Here is a 16,172-nt window from a genome sequence, read left to right as displayed (position 1 = left end):
CAATCAGAACTTGTGCCGAATTCCCGCGTGCACCATCAACTGCTTCGACGTCGACGACAGATCGGCCGCACCCGGGATATACGCCTGATCGAGCGACGAGCCGGTCGCGTCTCCGGCGATCCGCTGGTACGCACCCATCAGATACACATCCGTGCGCTTCGACAGGTTGTAGTCGGCCATCAAGCCGATCGAATGGATCTTCGGCTTCGCGGCGCCGGTCGTCGCGTCGTAGCGCACCGTCGTGTACACGTATTGCGCGCCGACGAACAACGCCGGCGTGAACTGGACCTTGCCGTTCACCTCGAAGTTCTGATATTTGATCGCCGTCACCGTACCGCCTGCGAGTGGCCCCGTCACCGGTTCGATCGTTTCGTCGCCGAACAGGTAACCGACGTTCGCGGTCGGCCGCGTGACGTTGCTGTTCGTGTACGCGAACCCGACCGTCGCGGGCCCTGCGGTGTAGTTGATGCCCGCCCCGAAGATCCGCAGCCGTGCCGACGCAAAATTCGCATCGGCGCCGACCGACCCCGAACCCGCGATCGCACCGCCCGATGTTGCGCCCGGGTTGTCCGCGTTCAGGAACGCCGCACCGACGAGCAGGCCGCCCTGCTCGTACTGCGCGCCGACGCTCCATACCCGGTTGTTCGCGAAGCCCGTGTCGTTGCTGAAGCTGTACGTGCCGCCGAACGAGAAGCCGGAGAAATCCGGACTCGCATACTTCACGGTATTGTTCGTGCGGAACGTGTTGCCGGTGTTGTCGTTGTCGAGCGGGTGAGAGAACGGATAGACGCCCCAGCTCCCGTTCGCGGTCGTCGGCGCGAGATAGTCGACGACCGAATCGTATTGCCGGCCGAGCGTCAGCGTGCCGAAGCGCGTGCTGCCGAGCCCGACGTAGGCCTGACGCCCGAACATGCGGCCACCCTGCGCCAGCGTGCCGCTGTTCACGTTGAAGCCGCTCTCGATCTGGAACAGCGCGCTGTAGCCGCCGCCCAGATCCTCGGTACCCTTCAGCCCCCAGCGGCTGCCCTGCGCGAAGCCGCTCGCCATCTGCCACGCGCCATGGCCGCCGACGTTGTTCGTATAGTCGATGCCCGCATCGACGAGGCCGTAAAGCGTGACGCTGCCTTGCGCGAACGCGGGCGCTGCGCACAGCGCCGGAATCGCGACAAAAATAGATCTCCAGTTCATCCGTATTCCTTATTTATTTATTTATTTATGGTCGATCGCGCACATTTCGTGCGCTGCCGCTTACTTCGCGCCGTAGATATCGAAGTCGAAATACTTCCGGTTGATCCGCTGGTACGTGCCGTTCGCGAGAATCGTCGCGAGCGCGCGGTTGAACGCGTCGCGCAGGTCGTTGTCCTGCTTGCGCAACCCAAGGCCGTCGCCCTGCCCGAAGTACTTCACGTCGTCGATCGGCGCGCCGGCGAACATGAAGTCCTTGCCCTGCGGCTTCTTCAGGAAGCCGTCGCTGGCCGCGATCGATGCCTGGAACGCCGCGTCGAGCCGCCCTGTCACGAGATCGGCGTACACCTGATCCTGGTTCTGGTATGACACGATCTGCACGCCGGCCGGCTGCCAGTTCGCGACCGCGTAGTCGGCCTGCGCGGAACCCTGTTCGACGCCCACGCGTTTTCCTTTCAGCGATTCGGCCGTCGGCAGCAGCGGCGAGCCCTTGTGCGCGATCAGCCGGGCCGGCGCGTTCGAGATCCGGTTCGTGAACGCGATCTGCTGCATCCGCTTCGGCGTGATCGTCATCGACGACGCGATCACGTCGAACTTGCGCGCGAGCAGCCCCGGAATCATCCCGTCGAAACTCGACTCGACCCACACGCAGCGCGCGTGCAGCTCCGCGCACAACGCATTCGTGATGTCGATCCCGAAACCCGTCAGCGTGCCGTCGGGCAGCTTGTATTCGAGCGGCGGGTAAGTCGGATCGACCGCGAGGCGGATCTCCTTGCCCGTCCAGTCGCCCGCATGCACCGATCCTGCCGCCAGCGCTATCGTGAGCGCCGCCATCCACTGTTTCATTGCCCGTCTCCTTGTGTAAATCGTGAATCGAAAGCTTGAATCGAATCCGTGCCGCCCCGTCACGCGAGGTAACGCTCCGCGAGCGCGGTCCAGTAGCTCGCACCCGTCGCGAGGCAAGCATCGTTGAAGTCGTAGCCGGGGTTGTGCAGCCCGCATCCGGCCGCACCGTCGCCGTTGCCGATCGACAGGTAGCTGCCCGGGCACGCCTCGAGCATGAATGCAAAATCCTCGCTGGCCGCGATCGGCCGCAGATGCGGAATCAGCGCCGCGTCACCGCCCCATTCGCGGGCCACGTCGCGCGCGAATGCCGTTTCCGCCGCGTGATTGACGAGCACCGGATAGCCGTATCGATAGTCGATCTCGGCCGTCGCGCCGTAACTCGCGGCCTGCCCATCCACGATCTCGCGGATGCGCCGCTCGAGCAGCTCGCGCACGTCCGGCGACAGCGCACGCACGCTGAGTTCAAGGTCCGCATGCGGCGGGATCACGTTCGATGCGGTGCCCGCATGGATCGAGCCGGCCGTGACGATCGCGAGTTCCTGCGGATTCACGTTGCGCGACACGACCGTCTGCAACGCCATCACGATCGACGCGCACACGACCACCGGATCGATCGTCGTGTGCGGCGCGGCGCCATGCCCGCCGCGTCCGATCACGCGCACGCGCACCTCGTCGGCCGACGCCATCGCCGCGCCGTCGCAGAAGCCGAGCACGCCGGCCCGCAGGCCCGGCACGTTATGCATCGCGAACACGGCATCGCACGGAAATTGCGTGAACAGTCCGTCGTCGATCATCCGCTTCGCACCGCCGAGCCCTTCCTCGGCCGGCTGGAAAATCAGGTTCAATGTGCCCGCGAAGCGCGCGCGCCCCGCAAGGCAGCGGGCCGCCGCAAGCAGCATCGCCGTATGGCCGTCGTGGCCGCACGCGTGCATCACGCCGTCGCGCCGGCTCGCATGCGGCAGCCCGGTCGTCTCGCGGATCGGCAGCGCGTCCATGTCCGCGCGCAACCCGAGCCGTTTCCCGGCGCCGCGCGTCAGCGTGCCGACCACGCCCGTGCCGCCGAGCCCGCGCGTCACCCGATAACCCCACGTTGTCAGGCAATCGGCAACGAGATCGCTTGTCGCGTGTTCCTCGAAGCCGAGTTCGGGATGCGCATGCAGCCGGTGACGCAGTGCGATCATCTCCGCCTCGATGCCCGCTATTTCCGGATGAATATGTTTCTGGTCCAACCCCGATTCTCCCCGATGCATTCCGCTTGCCGATCGCCCGGATGACCGATCGTGGCCGAATCGTATGCAGCGAAAATCCCGGCGACCAGCCGCGGTTTCGTTATGATGACAACCTTTCGTTGTCGGGTATCGCACCATGAGCAACATCAAGCTGCATCAGTTGCAGGCGCTCGTCGCGAGCGCGGAGGCCGGCAGCATCCGCGGCGCGGCACGCACGCTCGGGCTGTCGCAGGCGGCCGTCACGCGCGCGCTGCGCGAGCTGGAGGCGAGCGAGCGCCTGCCGCTGCTCGTGCGTGCGCCGGAGGGCATCGGCTTCACCGAATACGGAAAGACGCTGCTTCAGCACGCGAAGCTCGTGCTGAAGCAGCTCGAGCACGCGCAGAGCGATCTCGAACGCATGCGCGGCCGCGTCGAGGGCCGGCTGAGCATCGGCGTCACGCCGTGGCTCACGATGACGTTCCTCGCGGAAGCCGTGCTGCGTTTTCGCGAGCGGATGCCCGACGTGCGCCTCGAACTCTACGAAGCGCTGATGGCCGTCGCGCAGCCGCTGCTGCGCGACGGCAGCATGGACTTCGCGCTCGGGCACGTGCAACCGGGCGGCATGCAGGAATTCGCGTTCGAGCCGATGCTGCGCTATGAGACCTCGGTCATGGTGCGCGCCGGCCATCCGCGCGAACGCGCACGATCGATCCACGACCTGCTCGACCACGACTGGGTGCTGAATTTCGCGGCCGACGGGCAAGCCGCGCTCGTCGACTACCTGTTCACGCGCCACGGCGCACGGATCGACGAACGGCGCATCGTGCGCGCGCAGTCGGTCGCGATGTTGCAGACGATGCTCGAGCAGGCCGACATGTGCACGTGGTGCCCGACGATACTCGCGGCCGTGCCGCCGTTCGGCGAACGGATGCGGCCGTTGCAACTGAAGGAGACGTTCGAGCCGCGCGACCTCGGGATCGTCACGCGCCGCAGCAGCACGCTGAGCGACGCCGCTCGCTGCTTCATCGACTGCCTGCTGCACGTGATCCGCAGACATGCGCGATCCGCGCGCAAGGAAGATCTTGCGCTGTTCAGGACGTTATCGCTGCTGATCTGACCTCCGCCCCGCCCGTCTCCCGTCCATAGCGCATCCGCGCAAATGCTTTTCCGAATCCGTTATTGGATCGCGCCGTCGTGCGTTTCTATACTCGTCAGCACTCTCTGATGAAGAGTGCCAACCAATTTCGACAGAACAGCACAGGACGAAAAGATGAGCCTACGCCCCTTGCACGACCGCGTCATCGTGAAGCGACTCGATCAGGAAACCACCACCGCGTCGGGCATCGTGATCCCCGACAGCGCCGCGGAGAAGCCCGACCAGGGTGAAGTGATCGCCGTTGGCCCCGGCCGCAAGGACACGGACGGCCAGCGCATCGTGCCCGACCTGCAGGTGGGCGAACGCGTGCTGTTCGGCAAGTACGCGGGCCAGGCCGTCAAGGTGGACGGCAATGAATTCCTCGTGCTACGCGAGGAAGACATCGTCGCGGTCGTCAATCAATAACGGAGCGCAATCATGGCAGCGAAGGAAATCATTTTCAGCGACGTCGCACGTGCGAAGCTGACCGAAGGCGTGAACATTCTCGCGAACGCGGTGAAGGTCACGCTCGGGCCGAAGGGCCGCAACGTGGTGCTCGAACGCAGCTTCGGCGCGCCGGTCGTCACGAAGGACGGCGTGTCGGTCGCGAAGGAAATCGAACTCGCGGACAAGCTGCAGAACATCGGCGCGCAGCTCGTGAAGGAAGTCGCGTCGCGCACCAGCGACGCGGCCGGCGACGGCACGACCACGGCCACCGTGCTCGCGCAGGCGATCGTGCGCGAAGGCCAGAAATACGTCGCGGCCGGGCTCAACCCGCTCGACCTGAAGCGCGGTATCGACAAGGCCGTCGCAGCGGCCGTCGACGAGCTGAAGAAGATCAGCAGGCCGACCACCACCAGCAAGGAAATCGCGCAGGTCGCGACGATCTCCGCGAACGGCGAGGAATCGATCGGCCAGCGCATCGCGGAAGCGATCGACCGCGTCGGCAAGGAAGGCGTGATCACCGTCGAGGACGGCAAGTCGCTCGCCGACGAGCTCGACGTCGTCGAGGGGCTGCAGTTCGATCGCGGCTACCTGTCGCCGTACTTCATCAACAATCCCGACAAGCAGATCGCCGAGATCGAGAACCCGTACATCCTGCTGCATGACAAGAAGATTTCGAACATCCGCGACCTGCTGCCGGTGCTCGAACAGGTCGCGAAGTCGGGCCGGCCGCTGCTGATCATCGCGGAGGACGTCGAAGGCGAAGCGCTCGCGACGCTCGTCGTGAACAACATCCGCGGAATCCTGAAGACGGTCGCGGTCAAGGCGCCGGGCTTCGGCGATCGCCGCAAGGCGCTGCTCGAGGACATCGCGATCCTCACCGGCGGCCAGGTCGTCGCCGAGGAAACGGGCCTGACGCTCGAGAAGGCGACGCTCGCCGAACTCGGCCAGGCGAAGCGCATCGAGGTCGGCAAGGAAAACACGACCGTGATCGACGGCGCGGGCGATGCGAAGAACATCGAGGCGCGCGTGAAGCAGATCCGTGTGCAGATCGAAGAAGCGACGTCGGACTACGACCGCGAAAAACTGCAGGAACGCGTCGCGAAGCTCGCGGGCGGCGTTGCGGTGATCAAGGTCGGCGGTGCGACCGAGATCGAGGTGAAGGAGAAGAAGGACCGCGTCGACGACGCGCTGCACGCGACGCGCGCGGCCGTCGAGGAAGGCATCGTGCCGGGCGGCGGTGTCGCGCTGATCCGCGTGCGTCAGGCGATCCGCGAGCTGAAGGGCGTGAACGCCGACCAGGATGCGGGCATCAAGATCGTGCTGCGCGCGCTCGAGGAACCGCTGCGCCAGATCGTCGCGAACGCGGGCGAGGAAGCGAGCGTCGTCGTCGCGAAGGTCGCGGAAGGCTCGGGCAACTTCGGATACAACGCGCAGACCGGCGAGTACGGCGACCTCGTCGAATCGGGCGTGCTCGATCCGACCAAGGTCACGCGCACGGCGCTGCAGAACGCGGCGTCGGTCGCCGGGCTGCTGCTGACGACCGATGCAACCGTGTTCGAAGCGCCGAAGGATGCGGCGCCGGCCGCGGTGCCGGGCGGACCGGGCGCGGGCGGGCCGGGGTTCGACTTCTGACGACAGGCGCGGCGCGCCGCCCGAACCGGGCGGCGATACGCTCGGGCATGCAACGCGTGACGGCCTCGGTCGCCACGCGTTTTTGATGCGCACGGCGGTTGCGGACGCGACGCCGCCTCCGGCCGCGCCGCAACGGGCCAACCGTCTTCAGAACTTCAGAACATCTGGCGCAGACCGATCGCCGCGCCGACGTTGTTGGTCCGGCCGATCTGGTCGACCTTGCCCGTGAGTCGGTTGGTGGCGCCCGGATAGTCGGCGGCGAACGCGCCGTTGCCGCGCGCGAAGTCCACCGTGCCGTAAACCTCGGTGTGCTTCGACAGCGCATATTCGGCCAGCACGGTCGCCGAGTAGTTGATCCCCGAGCCGAGCGTGCCGTCGAGCCGCGCCGCGTTGCGCGCGTGGCCGTAGTAGCCTGCCACCGTGATCAGCAGCGGCGCGGTGGCCTGCCAGTTCGCGCCGACGTAGAACGTATCGTCGATGCGGTTCGGGCTGCCGCCGCCCAGCGTCGGCGCACCGGCCTGCTGCATGTTGAAGTCCGTCGTGCCCGTCTTGTCCTGGCCGTGCAGCCAGCCGGCCAGCAGCCGCACGGACGGCGTGACCTGATACGCGCCGCTCACGTGTACAAAGCTCACCTTCGCGCCGTTGACCGAACTGCCGTTCACGGACGACACGGAAGTCTGCTGATAGCCCGCGTTGATCGACGCGGGCCCGTGTGCATAGGTCAGCTCCACGCCGTACGTGCTGTCGAGGCCCATCGCACCGGCATGGTTGCCGAAGCCGTAGATCGCGTCGACGCTCAAGCCGTTGTACGAGAACTGGTACTTCACCGAGTTCGGCACCGTCAGGTAGTTGCCGATGCCGTTGTACGCCCAGCTGTCCTGCCAATAGTCGCCGACGGTCATCGGATCGAAGATGTCGCCCATCGTGTCGTACAGCGGCGCGTACTGGTTGCCGAACGTCAGCGAACCGTAGCGGTTGCTCGACAGGCCGACGTACGCCTGCCGGCTGAACAGCGTGTTCGCGACGTGCAGCTTGCCGTCGCCGAGCTCGAAGCCGTTCTCGAGGCGGAAGATCGCCGACAGCCCGCCGCCGAGATCCTCGCTGCCGCGCAAGCCCCAGCGGCTGTGCGTCTCCGGGCCGACCGTCATCCCGATCAGGTCCTTGCCGTCCGGGCCGGCATTGGTCTGATAGCGGATCGCCGTATCGACGAGGCCATACAACGTGACGGAACTCTGCGCGAACGCGGACGATGCTGCAACGGCGAACACCGCGCCGATACCACCGGATAGGACGATGCGTTTCATGAAAGGCCTCCCTGAGCGATTGATTTTGTAAGCAGTCCGATAGCACTCGCATCCGGAGTCCGGCACTGCGATCGGGAGAATAATCGGTCATTTTCCCGGAACCTATTGCCGATTCTGGATTGGACCTTTGCAACGTCGTCAACAATGGCGGTCGCGGCCGCGCGGCTTCCATCGTGTTGCATCGACCGGCTGAGTCCGCACCGGATTGAGGCCGCAGGATGCGCTTCGTGATGCAGCTCGATTCGAACCTGCCGCAAGTCGATGGCGGCGAACGGCTGTGGGGCAGCAGCGGCGCGAACCACACGTTCCGATGTGCGCCGTGCCGCACCGGCGTGCACCTCCGGCATTGCACGTAGCAGGCGATCAACGCGCCTTTACGACCTTTTTACTTGCGGCCACGCGTGCGTTCACTAGAATATGTTCGCAATCCACCACCGAGCACGCGACATGCGCATCCGAAGTCCTCGTCCCCCGAGTTGCTTTTCTGCCTGACAGGCAGGACGCCTGCGTCTCTCCTTCCCGAGCCACCGTCCTGCCGACAGGCGGACGGTGCGCGCCGTAGTCACTCCCGTGCACGCTTGAATACGACGTCGATGCGGTAATCGCGCATCGCGCGCTCAGGCGTGCTCGCAACGAATCCCGCTGCAACGACGCGCCATCGATCCGCCGCCAAAGCAATGACCGATCGCTTGCCCGCATCCCGCATGCCGATCCGGTCGGATTGCTTTGCATACCTGAGTTCATTCACGGAAATTTCCGATACCGGAGCCCGGCCATGTTCGAGATCGACAAGCAGTACACACGCGAATTCATTCACACCGCATGCGGCGGCAGCAAACAGGCATTCCTGCCGACGAAGAACGGCAAGGTCGTGGCCGCCTGCCTGCGCACGGACCTCAACCCGCACGCACCCGACGTGATCCTCTGCGACGGCAGCGCGTCCGCGCGTGCGGCCGGCAGGACGCTCGCCGCGCAACGCGATGCGATTCCGGTGTTCATCAAGATGGAAACGGATGCGTTCCGCTTCGTCGGCCAATACGTCGTCAGCGAATCGCTCACGGCGCCGCTCGACTGCGCGCCTTACGTGCGCAACAGCGGCTTCACGTCCGGGCAGATCTCGCGCGTACTGAAGCTCAAGCGCTGCTGACACGCGTGCACGGCGCATCGCGCGCCGTGCCTCGGTCGTCTTTCATACAGGAGCAATCATGCTTGGCTTGACGTTCTGGAAACACGTGATCGGCGCGCGGGCCGATGCCGTCCGCGAAGACAAGGCAACGGCGCACGACCGGCACCGCCGCCGGTCGAGAGCGCTCGTGCTGACCAGCGCCGCGCTGGCCTTCGCGGCGATCGCGTTCGGCGCGCCGGTCGTCGGCATTTCGGTCTTTCTGCTGACGATGCTGCCGTTCGTGCTGTCGGGCACGTGAAGAATCCGTATCGGGCGCGCGGTGAGAGCCGCGCCGCAATCGATACGAAATTTTAATACCGCGCCCCCGCGTATCTGACACCGTCTTTACGCGGATGTGTCTAGGATTTCCGTGTCATCACGACACGGAGAGATCCGCATGCAAACGCAGCAGGCCGCCATCGGCGGCCAACCCGACCTTTCCCACCGACGCGGCGGCTTGCCGCTCGCAACCCGGCTTGCCGACGCCTGTCCGCCTGACAACATCCTGCTCGACGTGCCGGTCGACAGCGCGATCCAGTTGTTCGACCTCGCCGCGCGATTCATCGCGCGCAGCAGCGGGGTTTCCGCGGAACGGATCGCGAACGAACTGGCGAAGCGCGAACGGCTCGGTTCGACCGGCCTCGGCCAGGGCGTCGCGATTCCGCATGCGCGTGTCGACGGGCTCGGCTCGGCCGCCGCGCTGTTCGTTCGCACGCTGTACCCGTTCGCGTTCAACGCGCCGGACCGCAAGCCCGTGCGCGAATTCATCGTGCTGGCCCTGCCGAAAGAGGACGACCGCGCGCACCTCGAATTGCTCGCCGACGCGGCGCGGTGCTTCAGCGAACGCTCGTTCCGGCAGGCGTCGCGCGACGCGCTGACGCCCGACGAGATTCACCGGCTCATGAAGCGCACGCACTGACGCCGCATCGTGCGGCGACAGGCACTTCCCTCATTCTTTCGGATTCCCATGTTCCCAGACCCTGAAAGTCCCACTCTTGCGTCGCGGCGCGCGGCCGGACTGGCTCGCTCGCTGCCGTTCATGCAGGCCCTGCACGGGCAGACCGTCGTCATCGTCGATGGCGGCGCCGCGCGCGACGCGCGCTTTCGCCAGGAGTTCGCGCAGGATGTCGCGCTGCTTGCGCTCACCGGCATCCGTCCGGTCGTCGTCCAGGGCGGGGCGGCCACGTCCGGCGCGCAATCCGTCCACGCCGCGCACGCCGCGATGGCCGACATCAACCACGAACTGGTGCGCCTGATCGGCAGTCACAGCGTCAAGGCGATCGGCATCGACGGTCATGACGGCGGCCTGCTGGTCGCCGGCGCCGAATCCGATCGCGCGAACACGAGCCCGGTCGCGCAATTCGACGGCACCGCGTTGAACGCGTTTCTCGGGAATGGGCTGGTGCCCGTCGTGATGCCCGTCGCGCCGGACGACGCAGGCCAGGATCGCCTGCTGCGCCCCGAACGGGTCGGCAGTCTCTTCGCGCAACGCACGGGCGCCGTCACGCTGGTGATGATGGTCGAAAGCACGCTGCTGCGCGAACTCGGCGAACTCGCGGGGCTGTACGGCATCACGGAACTCGAGCAATGGCTCGCCGAGCATCCGGCCGCCGCTGCGGCGCCCTGCGTGCGGGAGGCGCTCGATGCGCTCGCACATGGCGTGCAGAACGTCCATCTCGCCGATATCGGGCAACCCGAATCGCTGATCGACGAACTGCTGACCGAGGAAGGGTCGGGCGTGGTGTTCTGTCGTCGCGGCAATACCGACCTGCTGTCGGAAACGCGCCGCTATTTCGCCGATTCCGCGTGCGTGCTGCGCGACGGCTTCAACGTCGAGCAGAAGCAGGTCGTCCGGTTCTGACCTGACAACCTGAAATCGCTCGCGGCGACCCGCAAGGGCCGCCGCAAGCGAGCAACGTCAACGACGGATTGCGCGTGTGGCCGTGCACGAGATTCGACGTGAACCAGCGCAGCGCGAACGTCGGCGAATTGGTGCGGCCGAGCAGGATCGCGCCGGCTTTTCTGATGTTGCCGACCACCGGGCTGTCGATGCGCGCGATCAGGTTCTCCTGCAGGCGCGTGCCGTTGGTCGTCGCGAAATCCGCCTGATCGATGTTGATCTTCACGGTCACGGGCACGCCCGCGAGCGGGCCCGGATCGTCGCCGCGTGCGATCGCTCGGTCGACTTCGTCGGCCTGCCGTCGCACGTCGTCGGGCCGGTGCTCGATCTCCGCGTTGATCGCCGGATTCACCGCATCGAGACGATCGAGCACGGCGTCCGCCACTTCGCGCGCGGACACTTCGCGCTGCCGCACACGTTTCGCGAGTTCGGTTGCCGACAGTTGCCAGAGTTGCGTCATGATTTCTCCTCGCGGAAGAACATCACAATCACTCGCGGCGCCACGCTTCAACTAAGACGCGGCGCCGCGTTCACTCACTGCGCATCCTGCTTCACGCGTTCCGCGGCCGCGATGATCGCGTCGGCCACGGCCTTCGGCTGGCTCAGCATCACGACATGGCTGCCGTTCACGCGCGTGACCGTCGCGCCGATCCGCTTCGCCGTCGTTTCCTGCAGCTTCGGATCGATCATCCGGTCCTGCGTCGCGACGACGAACGACGACGGCTTCGCATGCCACGCAGCCTGCGCAACCTTCTCCGAAATGCAGCCGCCATACCACGGCCCCTGGGTCGCCGCAACGATGCGCTGCTGCGCGGGCGGCAGGTCCGGCGCGAAATCCTGCGCGATCGCCTTGTCAGACAGCCGCGCGAACCCACCCGCGTCCTTGCGCAGTTCACCGGCCCATGCCGGCGCCGGCAGCCCTTGCGTAACGTCGGCGATCGACTGGCCGTTGTCGGGCGCGAATGCCGCGACGTAGACGAGCGACTTCACCTTGTCGTCGTTGCCCGCATCGCTGATCACGACGCCGGCCCACGAATGGCCGACCAGCACGACCGGCCCCTTCTGCTCGTCGATCGTGCGCTTCGTCGCGGCCGCATCGTCGGCGAGCGAGCTCAGCGGATTCTGCACCGACACCACATGCAGCCCGCGCGCCTCGAGCAGCGGAATCACGCGGTTCCAGCTCGACCCGTCGGCAAACGCACCGTGCACGAGCACGACATTCGTGCCCTTCAGGTCGTCCTTCGGCGCGGCCTGCGCCGCGACCGCACCGAACAGTCCGCCGATCACCGCGGCGGATACCAGAACCCGTTTCATCGAACCGGCCATCGTCATGCTCCTTTCTCTGTTGTGTCGTTACATGAAGTGAAGTGCTGCGGTGACGGCCGCGCCTGCATGCGGCAGGCGCGGCAACGGATCACGAATGTGCGTACAGGTCGTCGGCCGCGTTCCGCGCGGCGCGCGCCGGTGCCGCGTCGCGATGGCTGGCCGGTGCCGACGCATCGGCCACGTTGTCGCCCTGCGACTTCGACGGGCCGTTCTGGTCGGAACGCGCGACCTGCAGCGCGGCGGCGACATCGTCCGGGTAATGCGGTTCGCTGCGTGCCGGGTTGTAGCCGGCCTGTTCCAGCCGGACGAGTTCGGCGCGCACGTCGGCACGCGACAGGCCATGGCCGGTATCGGCGAACGACAAAGCGGGGACGGCGGCGAGGACGGCAACGGCGAGGATTCGGGCGGTTTTCATGAACATGCTCCTTGACGGAAGTTGGGGTGTCGATCACTTGGCATCCGATGCGAACGTCAGGCATCGAACGTTTCCTGCATGTCGACAGTAGAACCCGCCCACGTATCCGGCATGTTTCCGAAACCGGTGCTTTCTGCATGCCATTTTTTCCGGAACGGCCGCAGATACAGTGCGATACAAACTCGTCTTCCGAAGTGCTCGCTGGCACACACGCAGCGCAAACGCACCACAAAAAAAGGCGTGCCTCGCGCGGCACGCCTTTCCGTCAACTCCACGCCGGCATGTCACGTCATGGCGCAAGCCGCGTGAACACATAGTCATGGTTCTTCACAAGCGCCTGGTGACACGCGAAGCACGTCTGGTGCTGGCCGATATCGGCCGGCACGCCGTTGATGAAGCGCCCGAAACCCCAGCCACCCGTCGACGCATAACGGCGCGAGTCCTTCACCATCACCTGCACGGTCGTCGCCTGGCCCGGCACCGTCGCCGATGCGAACTCTTCGGACTGCTTGCGCTTGTACGCGAGCTTCACGAGGATCGTGCCGTCCGGAAACGGCAGCGTCGCCTGTTCGAGCGCGCGGATCGCGACCGGGTTGCCGAGCACCACGCGCAGCTCGTCGAGCGGCGCGGCCTCTTCGGCCGGCGCGACCATTTCCCACTTCCGGTAGCCGGGCGGGATCGTCACGCCGTAGATCGGCGACGCGGCCGGTTTCGGCTGTTCCGCGAACGCGGCCGGACCGCTGGCCGACAGCGAGCCGGCCAGCAACGCACCCGCGACGAGCGCGCGGCCCATGCCGCGACGCCGGATGCCACTGCGTGCCCGCATCACAGATGCTCCACTTGCAGGATCGCATCGGCAAACGCCTGCGGCGCTTCCTGCGGCAGGTTGTGGCCGATGCCGCCGGTGATCGTCCGATGCTGGTACTTGCCCGTGAACTTCTTCGCATACGCGGCCGGGTCCGGATGCGGCGCGCCGTTCGCGTCGCCTTCCATCGTGATCGTCGGCACGGTGATCGCCGGCCCGGCGGCAAGACGCCGCTCGATGTCGTCGTATTGCGCCTCGCCCTTCGCGAGCCCGAGGCGCCAGCGATAGTTGTGGATCACGACGGCCACGTGATCGGGGTTCTGGAACGATGCGGCCGAGCGCGCATAAGTTTCGTCGGAGAACTGCCACTTCGGCGACGCGAGCTGCCAGATCAGCTTGTTGAACGCATCGCGGTTCGCCGCGTAGCCGAGCGCGCCGCGCTCGGTCGTGAAATAGAACTGATACCACCACTGGAATTCGGCCTGCGGCGGCAGCGGCTTGCGGTTCGCCTCCTGGCTGCCGATCAGGTAGCCGCTCACCGACACCAGCGCCTTCACGCGCTGCGGCCACAGCGCCGCGATGATGTCGGCCGTGCGCGCGCCCCAGTCGTAGCCGCCGAACACCGCGCGGTCGATCTTCAGCGCATCCATCAGCGCGACGATGTCGACGGCCGTCACCGCCTGCTGGCCGTTGCGCACCGTGTCGGCCGAGCGGAACGTCGTCGACCCGTAGCCGCGCAGGTACGGCACGATCACGCGATAGCCGGCCGCAACCAGCAGCGGCGCGACTTCCGCATAGCTGTAGATGTCGTACGGCCAGCCGTGCAGCAGGAACACGACAGGGCCCTTCTTCGGCCCGAGGTCCGCATACCCGACGTTGAGCACGCCCGCGTCGATCTGGTGGATCGTGCCCAGCGACGCAACGCCGGCCGCGCGCTTCGCAGTCGATGCATCGGGCGCCGACTGCGCGCGCGCCAGGTTGCCGAACCCGAGGTCGGCGAGGCTCAGGCTCGCCAGCGTCGTACCCAGGATCAGGCGGCGGCGGGTGTTCACGGTATCAGGCATGACTCGTTCTCCATTGTCGATCGCTAAAAGAAGGGCCCGCGGCACGTGCGGGTATGCGGGTATCGCCGTTCGCAGCGGCGGCGCATGACACCGCGCGGCCGTGTGAAACGCTTCACCGGTTTTATATCCGAACCATCGGGATGCTTTGTATCGCAACGTATCTGTGTTCGAACACGACACACAGCGATTCAAAAATCGTTGGGGAAACGACGGTTTTCTGCAGGCCGCGCGGCTGATCGGCCCCGCTCGACACAGTCGACAGAACGAAAACAAACGCGAGCCGCGCGACAGCCAGCCCGCGTTCACCACTCAACCCACGCTTACCCGCGACGCAGCGGCCGGAACCCGGCCCGCACTTCGCGCGCGAACAGTTCCGGCTCCTCCCATGCCGCGAAATGCCCGCCCTTGTCGACTTCGTTGAAATAGATCAAGTTGTGATAACTGCGCTCGGCCCAGCTGCGCGGCGCCTGGTAGATCTCGCCCGGGAACACCGTGATCGCGGCCGGCAGCGAAATATCCACCGCGTTGAAGTTGTTCGAGTGATCCTCCCAGTAGATCTGCGCGGCCGACGTCGCGGTGTTCGTCAGCCAGTACAGCGAGATGTCGTCAAGAATCTCGTCGCGCGGAATCGAGCGTTCGGGCACGCCGCCGCTGTACGTCCACTGCGAGATCTTGTCGTACATCCACGCGGCCTGACCGGACGGCGAATCGGCGAGCGCATAACCGACCGTCTGCGGACGCGTGACCATCATCGCCGAGTAGCCGCAGTTGTCGCGATAGAACGTCGCGAGCTTCTCGTATGCGGCCTTTTCCTTCGCCGACAGCGAAGCCGGCGCGGGCGAATCGGTCGCGAGCAGCGTCGCGATATCCGGCGGCACCGTCGCCGGCATGTTCACGTGAATCCCGGCCAGACCCTGCACGCGCTGCATCGCCATCCGGTGCGAGATCACCGAGCCGCAGTCGCCGCCCTGCGACACGAAGCGCGTATAGCCGAGCCGCGCCATCAGCTCGCCCCACGCGCGCGCGATGTGGTCGGAACCCCAGCCCGTCTGTGTCGGCCGGCCGGAAAAACCGAAGCCCGGCAGCGACGGCACGACGACGTGAAACGCGTCGTCCGCGCTCGCGCCGTGCGCGGTCGGGTCGGTCAGCGGGCCGATCGCCTTCAGCAGCTCGAAGATCGAACCGGGCCAGCCGTGCGTCATGATCATCGGCATCGCGTTCGCGTGCCGCGAGCGCACGTGGATGAAGTGAATGTCGAGCCCGTCGATTTCCGTGATGAACATCGGGAAACCGTTCAGGCGCGCCTCGCCCTTGCGCCAGTCGTAGTCGGTGCCCCAGTAGCGCAGCAGCGCCTGCATGCGCGCAAGCCGCACGCCCTGCGATTCGTCGGCGACGGTCTCGCGGCCCGGCCAGCGCGTTGCCGCAATGCGGCGGCGCAGGTCGGCCACGGCTTCATCGGGAATGTGCGCGGTGAACGGGCGTATGCCGCTGGCGCCGGTCGCGGCATGCAGCGCGGTGGGTAGCATCGCCGATACCCCGGCAGCCACGGAAGTGGCCAGCAGATGGCGACGCATCGGGGAAAACGGTGTGGAAGACATCGTTCGGCATCTCCTTTCGTGAAGTGGAAAGTGAACATGCCGCGCGCTGGATCGCGCCTTGGCTTTCAATCCGGCGCGCCCCGGTCACGCGGCGTCGCCCATTTGAAAGGTCCGATGTATCCCGAATTTGTCTGATTTGTAC

At 66.1% G+C, this 16,172-nt stretch carries 17 protein-coding genes and 1 pseudogene; 8 read left to right on the top strand and 10 right to left on the bottom strand.

Annotated elements, in window-relative coordinates:
• Positions 1–3: 3 nt before the first annotated feature.
• From OEJ37_RS07210 to OEJ37_RS07200, 3 genes are read right to left on the bottom strand one after another with little or no spacing between them, the layout of a single operon-like run.
• A complete protein-coding gene (locus OEJ37_RS07210; protein ID WP_174420326.1) occupies positions 4–1,188 on the bottom strand; it encodes a porin in 1,185 nt (394 codons plus the stop codon).
• A 60-nt stretch (positions 1,189–1,248) separates the two neighbouring features.
• A complete protein-coding gene (locus OEJ37_RS07205) occupies positions 1,249–2,031 on the bottom strand; it encodes an ABC transporter substrate-binding protein (RefSeq protein WP_174420327.1) in 783 nt (260 codons plus the stop codon).
• 59 nt (positions 2,032–2,090) lie between these two features.
• Complete coding sequence (locus tag OEJ37_RS07200) at positions 2,091–3,212, bottom strand: M20 aminoacylase family protein (RefSeq protein WP_263343865.1); 1,122 nt, start codon at positions 3,210–3,212, stop codon at positions 2,091–2,093.
• Positions 3,213–3,396: 184 nt separating this feature from the next.
• Between OEJ37_RS07200 and OEJ37_RS07195 the strand changes: the two genes are divergently transcribed.
• From OEJ37_RS07195 to groL, 3 genes are all read left to right on the top strand, one after another.
• Entirely contained in the window at positions 3,397–4,356 is a 960-nt protein-coding gene (locus tag OEJ37_RS07195; RefSeq protein WP_174420328.1) for a LysR substrate-binding domain-containing protein, read from the top strand.
• 153 nt (positions 4,357–4,509) lie between these two features.
• The gene (locus OEJ37_RS07190; protein ID WP_011694564.1) at positions 4,510–4,800 is read left to right on the top strand and encodes a co-chaperone GroES; all 291 of its coding nucleotides are present in this window, start codon (positions 4,510–4,512) and stop codon (positions 4,798–4,800) included.
• Between the two features lie 12 nt (positions 4,801–4,812).
• Complete coding sequence (gene groL / locus OEJ37_RS07185) at positions 4,813–6,453, top strand: chaperonin GroEL (RefSeq protein ID WP_111019568.1); 1,641 nt, start codon at positions 4,813–4,815, stop codon at positions 6,451–6,453.
• A 155-nt stretch (positions 6,454–6,608) separates the two neighbouring features.
• Here groL and OEJ37_RS07180 read toward each other — a convergent pair whose 3' ends face one another.
• Positions 6,609–7,757, bottom strand: a complete 1,149-nt coding sequence (locus tag OEJ37_RS07180) for a porin (RefSeq protein WP_174420330.1) — start codon at positions 7,755–7,757, stop codon at positions 6,609–6,611.
• Between the two features lie 227 nt (positions 7,758–7,984).
• Here OEJ37_RS07180 and OEJ37_RS07175 point away from each other — a divergent pair, with 227 nt between their 5' ends.
• From OEJ37_RS07175 to OEJ37_RS07155, 5 genes are all read left to right on the top strand, one after another.
• The gene (locus tag OEJ37_RS07175) at positions 7,985–8,113 is read left to right on the top strand and encodes a hypothetical protein (RefSeq protein WP_263343737.1); all 129 of its coding nucleotides are present in this window, start codon (positions 7,985–7,987) and stop codon (positions 8,111–8,113) included.
• Positions 8,114–8,532: 419 nt separating this feature from the next.
• Positions 8,533–8,904 (top strand): DUF6697 family protein, encoded by a 372-nt coding sequence (locus tag OEJ37_RS07170; RefSeq protein ID WP_175943685.1) that lies wholly within the window; start codon positions 8,533–8,535, stop codon positions 8,902–8,904.
• A 58-nt stretch (positions 8,905–8,962) separates the two neighbouring features.
• Positions 8,963–9,181 carry a hypothetical protein gene (locus OEJ37_RS07165; protein ID WP_263343736.1) on the top strand — a complete coding sequence of 73 codons (219 nt, stop codon included), beginning with the start codon at positions 8,963–8,965 and terminating at the stop codon, positions 9,179–9,181.
• A gap of 138 nt (positions 9,182–9,319) precedes the next feature.
• Positions 9,320–9,841 carry a PTS sugar transporter subunit IIA gene (locus tag OEJ37_RS07160; RefSeq protein ID WP_263343735.1) on the top strand — a complete coding sequence of 174 codons (522 nt, stop codon included), beginning with the start codon at positions 9,320–9,322 and terminating at the stop codon, positions 9,839–9,841.
• Positions 9,842–9,889: 48 nt separating this feature from the next.
• Positions 9,890–10,783 carry an acetylglutamate kinase gene (locus OEJ37_RS07155; protein ID WP_317891521.1) on the top strand — a complete coding sequence of 298 codons (894 nt, stop codon included), beginning with the start codon at positions 9,890–9,892 and terminating at the stop codon, positions 10,781–10,783.
• Positions 10,784–10,799: 16 nt separating this feature from the next.
• On the opposite strand, the pseudogene OEJ37_RS07150 reads toward OEJ37_RS07155, so the two are convergent.
• The 6 genes and pseudogenes from OEJ37_RS07150 to OEJ37_RS07125 form a co-directional block, all read right to left on the bottom strand.
• Positions 10,800–11,282: pseudogene (locus OEJ37_RS07150) on the bottom strand (amidase family protein); the annotation flags it as partial.
• A gap of 74 nt (positions 11,283–11,356) precedes the next feature.
• Positions 11,357–12,148 carry an alpha/beta fold hydrolase gene (locus tag OEJ37_RS07145; RefSeq protein WP_263343731.1) on the bottom strand — a complete coding sequence of 264 codons (792 nt, stop codon included), beginning with the start codon at positions 12,146–12,148 and terminating at the stop codon, positions 11,357–11,359.
• Between the two features lie 88 nt (positions 12,149–12,236).
• Positions 12,237–12,563, bottom strand: a complete 327-nt coding sequence (locus tag OEJ37_RS07140; protein ID WP_263343729.1) for a DUF4148 domain-containing protein — start codon at positions 12,561–12,563, stop codon at positions 12,237–12,239.
• A 289-nt stretch (positions 12,564–12,852) separates the two neighbouring features.
• The gene (locus tag OEJ37_RS07135) at positions 12,853–13,389 is read right to left on the bottom strand and encodes a cytochrome P460 family protein (protein WP_152856721.1); all 537 of its coding nucleotides are present in this window, start codon (positions 13,387–13,389) and stop codon (positions 12,853–12,855) included.
• Positions 13,389–14,432, bottom strand: a complete 1,044-nt coding sequence (locus OEJ37_RS07130) for an alpha/beta fold hydrolase (RefSeq protein ID WP_174420338.1) — start codon at positions 14,430–14,432, stop codon at positions 13,389–13,391. The genes OEJ37_RS07135 and OEJ37_RS07130 overlap by 1 nt, the downstream gene beginning before the upstream one ends.
• 320 nt (positions 14,433–14,752) lie before the next feature.
• Positions 14,753–16,030, bottom strand: coding sequence for an epoxide hydrolase family protein (locus tag OEJ37_RS07125; protein WP_263343726.1), 1,278 nt, complete (start codon positions 16,028–16,030; stop codon positions 14,753–14,755).
• Positions 16,031–16,172: the final 142 nt, after the last annotated feature.

Source organism: Burkholderia sp. BKH01, assembly GCF_025685725.1.
GTDB lineage: Bacteria > Pseudomonadota > Gammaproteobacteria > Burkholderiales > Burkholderiaceae > Burkholderia > Burkholderia pyrrocinia_C.
This window is presented reverse-complemented; position numbering and strand designations above follow the sequence as displayed.

Bases quoted from the DNA above. Each gene is read 5' to 3' on its own strand.
- OEJ37_RS07210 (WP_174420326.1), bottom strand. From the start codon at position 1,188: ATGAACTGGAGATCTATTTTTGTCGCGATTCCGGCGCTGTGCGCAGCG.
- OEJ37_RS07205 (WP_174420327.1), bottom strand. From the start codon at position 2,031: ATGAAACAGTGGATGGCGGCGCTCACGATAGCGCTGGCGGCAGGATCG.
- OEJ37_RS07200 (WP_263343865.1), bottom strand. From the start codon at position 3,212: ATGATCGCACTGCGTCACCGGCTGCATGCGCATCCCGAACTCGGCTTC.
- OEJ37_RS07195 (WP_174420328.1), top strand. From the start codon at position 3,397: ATGAGCAACATCAAGCTGCATCAGTTGCAGGCGCTCGTCGCGAGCGCG.
- OEJ37_RS07190 (WP_011694564.1), top strand. From the start codon at position 4,510: ATGAGCCTACGCCCCTTGCACGACCGCGTCATCGTGAAGCGACTCGAT.
- groL (WP_111019568.1), top strand. From the start codon at position 4,813: ATGGCAGCGAAGGAAATCATTTTCAGCGACGTCGCACGTGCGAAGCTG.
- OEJ37_RS07180 (WP_174420330.1), bottom strand. From the start codon at position 7,757: ATGAAACGCATCGTCCTATCCGGTGGTATCGGCGCGGTGTTCGCCGTT.
- OEJ37_RS07170 (WP_175943685.1), top strand. From the start codon at position 8,533: ATGTTCGAGATCGACAAGCAGTACACACGCGAATTCATTCACACCGCA.
- OEJ37_RS07165 (WP_263343736.1), top strand. From the start codon at position 8,963: ATGCTTGGCTTGACGTTCTGGAAACACGTGATCGGCGCGCGGGCCGAT.
- OEJ37_RS07160 (WP_263343735.1), top strand. From the start codon at position 9,320: ATGCAAACGCAGCAGGCCGCCATCGGCGGCCAACCCGACCTTTCCCAC.
- OEJ37_RS07155 (WP_317891521.1), top strand. From the start codon at position 9,890: ATGTTCCCAGACCCTGAAAGTCCCACTCTTGCGTCGCGGCGCGCGGCC.
- OEJ37_RS07145 (WP_263343731.1), bottom strand. From the start codon at position 12,148: ATGGCCGGTTCGATGAAACGGGTTCTGGTATCCGCCGCGGTGATCGGC.
- OEJ37_RS07140 (WP_263343729.1), bottom strand. From the start codon at position 12,563: ATGAAAACCGCCCGAATCCTCGCCGTTGCCGTCCTCGCCGCCGTCCCC.
- OEJ37_RS07135 (WP_152856721.1), bottom strand. From the start codon at position 13,389: ATGCGGGCACGCAGTGGCATCCGGCGTCGCGGCATGGGCCGCGCGCTC.
- OEJ37_RS07130 (WP_174420338.1), bottom strand. From the start codon at position 14,432: ATGCCTGATACCGTGAACACCCGCCGCCGCCTGATCCTGGGTACGACG.
- OEJ37_RS07125 (WP_263343726.1), bottom strand. From the start codon at position 16,030: ATGTCTTCCACACCGTTTTCCCCGATGCGTCGCCATCTGCTGGCCACT.